Consider the following 5,266-nt stretch of genomic DNA (forward strand, 5'->3'; position numbering starts at 1 on the left):
ACGCAGCGGGATGAACCGGCTGCAGACGTTCACGTATGACTGTGAAAATCGGCTGGTGCGGGCTGAGACGTTGGTGGGCAGCAAGCTTGAGAGTACCGGCACGTACCGCTATGACAGCCTCGGCCGACGGGTAGGTAAAACCTCAGTAAAAGGCGGCAGAACCGAACACAACTTCCTTTGGCAAGGCCTGAGGATGCTGCGCGAAGAACGGCCGGGGCAGAGCAGCCTGTACATTTATGAGCCGGGCAGCTACGCGCCGCTGGCTCGGGTGGACCAGGAAGAGGGCGGGGAGCAGCAGCTTTACTATTTCCACACCGACCAGATTGGTACGCCGCTGGAGATGACGGACGCGGACGGGCAGATTGTCTGGCAGGCGACCTACAGGGCGTGGGGTTCGGTTGAGAAGTTGACGGTCAATGAAGTCGAGCAGAACCTGAGGTTTCAGGGGCAGTATTTCGATGACGAGACGGGGCTGCACTACAACACGTTTCGGTATTACGATCCGCAGGTCGGGCGGTTTGTTACGCAGGATCCGATTGGGTTAATGGGCGGGGAGAACCTGTATGAGTACGCTCCTAATTCCATCGGGTGGACCGATCCATGGGGGTGGAGTTGCAATCGTCCCGGCGGCTACAAAGCTGGTGATGTTGATGCTCACGGTAACCTGTCTCCAAGTATTAACAGGGCATCAGGCCACAAGAATATTTCGGAAGATAAGCTAGTTCAGTCGCACCATTTTATCCAAGACGAGTGGGCTAAAAGAAATATCACCGGATATAAGAGGAATGAGGCACCTGCTATTCTTCTAAAAAGCTCTTCGGGAGAGCCTCATGCGATTGTCTCTTCGCTTCAGCGAACCAGGCGTCGACTTTCTGGATTCGGCGGTACGATAAAGGAAGAGTTTGGTGTTGCATACAAAGAACTAATTGACGCTGGAGTTGATCCTGGCGCTGCGAAAAAGGCTGCCAGTAGGTCATATAAATATTTTGATTCGTTAGGGGTTTTTCAATGACTCTCAATTTTACTGAAGCAAAACCGCCTGCGTCGGCAGCCGCAATCAGTGAGGCGGTCAACCTGTTGGGGAGCGGTGAGACTATATGGGTTGCCAGTTTTTGGAATCTCTGCAATGGCGCCTTACTTGATGGTCAAGTGTTAATTTATTCGACCGAGGAAATAGTTGAACGCAATAGAACTTATGAAATAGACAAGGATTTTCCAGGGCAGATTTTGGTGGGCGACGATTCTGGTGGCAGGCTTGTTTTGATCGATAGGTCTGTGGAAGATAAGTTTTATCTCATTGATTCCGGTGATCCATTCCTAGGTGATGCAGAAATATTCTCGTCAGTTGAAGCGTTGGTAGCGTATGTCCTTGGTGAGACAAACGTACTGCCGGACTCGGTAGCTATTTTTGCTATAGGTAAAGCCAAAGCCACGCCACAAGAAGTGTTGGCAATCAAGAAAGAGTTAGGGTTAAACGACTCGGTGGCAAATCTGAAAGAAAAACTCGAGAAGGAAAATGAGATGATTTTGAGTGGAGTTAAAGCTGTTAAGTATGAGGGGGTAGTCTCAAGATATCGGCATCTAATTCAATTTGATAACTAGTTGGTGCGCTTGTTAATGTTAGATCCTATGCACCTAGGGCGCCCTCACCAGCTGCTACGGCCACGACGCGATGGGCCGCAAGCGCTGGCAGTTCGCCTCGCGCCTGCCGGCAGAAAAACTCCCGCGCATCCAGAACCCCGGCATCCAGTCCAACCAGCTGGTCGAGCCCGCCTACAACCCGATCCACCGCCGCCATCAATACGACCCGGCCGGCGAACTGATCCGCACCCTCGACAAACTGCGCGGTGAGATCAAGTACGAATACGAAGCCAACGGCCAGCTGCACAGCCGCGACACCGTCCGGTTGCTGGACAGCGAAAAATTCCGCTACGACGCGGCAGCGAACCGGCTGAACTTCAACACCATCCAGTTCGACCACGTCAGAGACAACTGCCTCAAGCATTGGCGGGATCAGGAGTATGCCTACGATGCGTGGGGCAACCTGATTGAGAAACGCAGTGGCATGGGCCAGTTGCAGACGTTCACGTATGACGCTGAGAATCGGCTGGTGCGGGCTGAGACGTTGGTCAATGGCAAGCTGGAAAGTACCGGTTTATCGTTACGACAGCCTGGGGCGTCGTGTGGCCAAGGTGTCAGAGGTCGATGGCGTCACCGAGCACATGCATTTCCTTTGGCAAGGCTTGCGCCTGTTGCGCGAGGAAACGCCGGGGCAGAGCAGTCTCTACGTTTACGAGCCGGGCAGTTACGCGCCTTGGCGCGGGTGGACCAGGAAGAGGGCGGGGAGCAGCAGCTTTACTATTTCCATACCGACCAGATTGGCACGCCGTTGGAGATGGCGGACGCGGACGGGCAGATTGTCTGGCAGGCGACGTACACAACACTTTTCGGTATTACAATCCGGAGGTGGAACAGTTTGTTACGCAGGCGCCGATTGGGTTGGATGGGGGTAGTAATCTTTATCGCTATGTGCCGAACCGAACAGGTTGGATCGATCCACTTGGCTGGACGAGGTTCGATGCTAGTGGTAGACCTTTGTCTAGCAGTCAGTACAGCATATGTACTAGTGTAAAAATGCCACAAGATATACATGCCTCTGGGAGGCCTGCCCATTTTCGATATGCGAATGAAGAATTGTACAATAGAACGTTGGAGTATCCTGAGTTAAACTCCGATCTTCCACCTGAGGTCGTGGAGCATATTAAACCTGGGCCAAGAGGAGAGTTTAGTGAGGAGTCCGCCGAACCATTCTTGGCACCACAATGCTCAAACACCAAAGGATATTGAATTAATACCCAGGTCCCAACATCCGGCGCCTGGTCCTGCGCAAAATAGCCTTCATCCTAATCAAAAGGGTGGTTTTAAAAGATTGCAAAATTCAGCGCGTTGAGGTATCTGTGAAAACATATAGTATTAGAGAAGTATTGGAAGACATACGTGTAATGCCGGATTCATGGTTTTATCTACCAGATGCGCCATGGACGTTAGATACAAGGGGAGCATTTTCATTAGATAGCCGAGACTTTCCCTCCGAGTCAACCGACTATTTACCACCACAAGTGATGAGTGATGGCTGGAAAGAAACATTGGATACTTCCATGATAGAAGATGTTATATCCAGCGCCAATCAACAATTGATGGGGGGTGCGATAGTAGAAGATTATTTTGAAGCATTCAAGTTTTACTATGAGAACGATGCATTCAAGGTTTTTTAGTGGTTATGGTTTGGCTGATATTAAAAATTTGGCATTGTTTCGAGTTGTTTTAGAGTGGTGCGAATAGTAGTGCCCAGTCGCTAAAGTCAAACATCCAATATCCAATGTTTATAAGATCTAATGGTAAAGTCAGGGGGGGCAGAGTCGATCGTAAAATCGAGCAAGCGTTTGTGGCAATCCTTGCGCATGTTGCGCGAGGAAACGCTGGAGCAGAGCAGCCTGTATACCTATGAGTCAGGGATTTATGCGTCGTTGGCGCGTGTCGACCAGGCGGAAGGGGGAGCGCAGAAGCCTTACTACTTCCATACCGATCAGTCGGCACGCCGCTGGAGATGACGGACGCGGACGGGCAGATTGTCTGGCAGGCAACATACAAGGCTTGGGGTTCGGTTGAGAAGCTGACGGTCAACGAAGTCGAGCAGAACCTGCGGTTTCAGGGGCAGTATTTCGATGACGAGACGGGACTGCACTACAACACGTTTCGGTATTACGATCGGAGGTGGGGCGGTTTGTAACGCAGGATCCGATTGGGTTGTTTGGGGGGGGACAATCTCTATCAATACGCCGAGAATCCAATCGCTTGGATAGATCCATGGGGATGGAGCGCGAAACCTTCTTATTCGCCAGATATATCGAAATGGTTGGAAAAGGGTGGTTCAGTACACTCGGAAATTGAAGGGCGGACCTGGGTTTACAATGACTGGGAAGGAAATAGTGTTAGGTACCCTAATGGACATCCAGACTTTACGCCATTCGAGCGTCAACAGATTGATGTCCCTGACTTGAAAGGTAACCATGGTAAAACTCCCGGCGGAGATTTCGGAAAAGCTGACGCATTTGCTCCCAAAGGAGCCGCTGATCATACGAAGAATACTTGGCATTATCATGAAAATATGAAAACAATGCAGGAGGTTCCTAAAAAGATTCACAATAGATTTACTCACTCTGGTGGAGTGAAGAATATGAAGTCCACATGCTGAGGGCGGCCCAGAATGCCAATAATATATAAGTCAGGTTTGAAGGTTGCGGATATTGATTATATTGAAGGTGAAATTAATAGGGCTTTCTCAGCGGGGTATAGAAAATTTCTATCTGAAATGAATGGCTTTTACGTAGCTGCTCCTGACTACGTGCAGATACCATTAAGTGCCATTGATGATGGTGTTATAAGTTTCGATCGTTTCTTTGGGCTCTTGCCTGAAGAAGAGTGCAATGATGTGGTGAGTTTTAATAAAGAGTTTATTGTGGAGCTCGATTTTCTTGAAGAGGCTGTAGCTATAGGGGAGGATGGAGGAGGAAATCCCTATGTGATGATTGGAAAGCGGGGGGGGCAAGGTATTTATTATTGGGATAGAACTCATCTTCACGAGCTTGATTCGAAAAATAATTTTGACATTCCAGAGCAGAATGATTGTGGGAATTTGTTCTTTGTTTATGGAAGTTTTGATGAGTTTTATGATTTGGTTGTTGGGTGCGTAAGTGGTGTTTCGGATTTTATTGAGGAAGATTAAAAGTCGATGAATAACGGAGCTGATCAAATTTGTTGGTAGGGGTTTCTGTGATATTCTGATTAATCTCTTTTATATTTATTTGTTGGTGTGACTGAGTATCCCCTCAGTCACTCAGTTCTGCGCTTTATTGGCTAATGCATGCACAAAACAGAACGCGCGCTTAGGCCAACGGACGTTGGTGTTCACCTGCATTACGACAGTCCGCTAGGTCGACTGAGCGATGTCAAACGCGTCGTAGACAATGACGCCGTCGAGACACTGGTACAGTATCGCTACGACGCCAAAAGCAAACTCATCGCCGTCACCGACGCCCTGAACCAGACCACCACCCTGGAACGCAAGCCCGACGGCAAAGTGCTGCGCATCCATCACCCGGACGGCAGCGCCGAATCTTTCACCTACAACGCCCTCGACCAGGTGCTGACGCACGCCGACGGCAAAGGCCAGACCACGCGCCTGCTGCGCACCGCCCGTGGTCTG

The 5,266-nt window shown here is 49.9% G+C and carries 5 protein-coding genes and 3 pseudogenes; all 8 read left to right on the forward strand.

The window, feature by feature from the left end:
- Window positions 1-1,012 (forward strand): RHS repeat-associated core domain-containing protein (locus B0W55_RS28560; protein WP_077049252.1); only part of this gene is annotated, 1,012 nt, incomplete at its 5' end.
- Window positions 1,009-1,602 carry a hypothetical protein gene (locus tag B0W55_RS28565; RefSeq protein WP_077049253.1) on the forward strand — a complete coding sequence of 198 codons (594 nt, stop codon included), beginning with the start codon at window positions 1,009-1,011 and terminating at the stop codon, window positions 1,600-1,602. The genes B0W55_RS28560 and B0W55_RS28565, both read left to right, overlap by 4 nt.
- A 37-nt stretch (window positions 1,603-1,639) precedes the next feature.
- Window positions 1,640-2,847, forward strand: a pseudogene (locus tag B0W55_RS28570) (RHS repeat domain-containing protein); the annotation flags it as partial.
- Window positions 2,848-2,957: 110 nt separating this feature from the next.
- Window positions 2,958-3,275 (forward strand): hypothetical protein, encoded by a 318-nt coding sequence (locus B0W55_RS28575; protein WP_077049254.1) that lies wholly within the window; start codon window positions 2,958-2,960, stop codon window positions 3,273-3,275.
- 165 nt (window positions 3,276-3,440) lie between these two features.
- A pseudogene (locus B0W55_RS28580) lies at window positions 3,441-3,880 on the forward strand (RHS repeat-associated core domain-containing protein); the annotation flags it as partial.
- Between the two features lie 177 nt (window positions 3,881-4,057).
- On the forward strand, window positions 4,058-4,255 hold the full coding sequence (locus tag B0W55_RS31730) for an HNH endonuclease (RefSeq protein WP_371807305.1): 198 nt from the start codon (window positions 4,058-4,060) through the stop codon (window positions 4,253-4,255).
- A gap of 12 nt (window positions 4,256-4,267) precedes the next feature.
- Window positions 4,268-4,786: an SMI1/KNR4 family protein gene (locus B0W55_RS28585; protein WP_077049255.1), complete on the forward strand. Its 519-nt coding sequence runs from the start codon at window positions 4,268-4,270 to the stop codon at window positions 4,784-4,786.
- Between the two features lie 264 nt (window positions 4,787-5,050).
- Window positions 5,051-5,266, forward strand: a pseudogene (locus tag B0W55_RS30620) (RHS repeat protein); the annotation flags it as partial.

Source organism: Pseudomonas sp. KK4 (assembly GCF_001984065.1).
Classification (GTDB): Bacteria; Pseudomonadota; Gammaproteobacteria; order Pseudomonadales; family Pseudomonadaceae; genus Aquipseudomonas.

What these genes read in the sequence shown, in the direction of transcription:
- B0W55_RS28565 (WP_077049253.1), top strand. Translation starts at nt 1,009, where the DNA reads ATGACTCTCAATTTTACTGAAGCAAAACCGCCTGCGTCGGCAGCCGCA.
- B0W55_RS28585 (WP_077049255.1), top strand. Translation starts at nt 4,268, where the DNA reads ATGCCAATAATATATAAGTCAGGTTTGAAGGTTGCGGATATTGATTAT.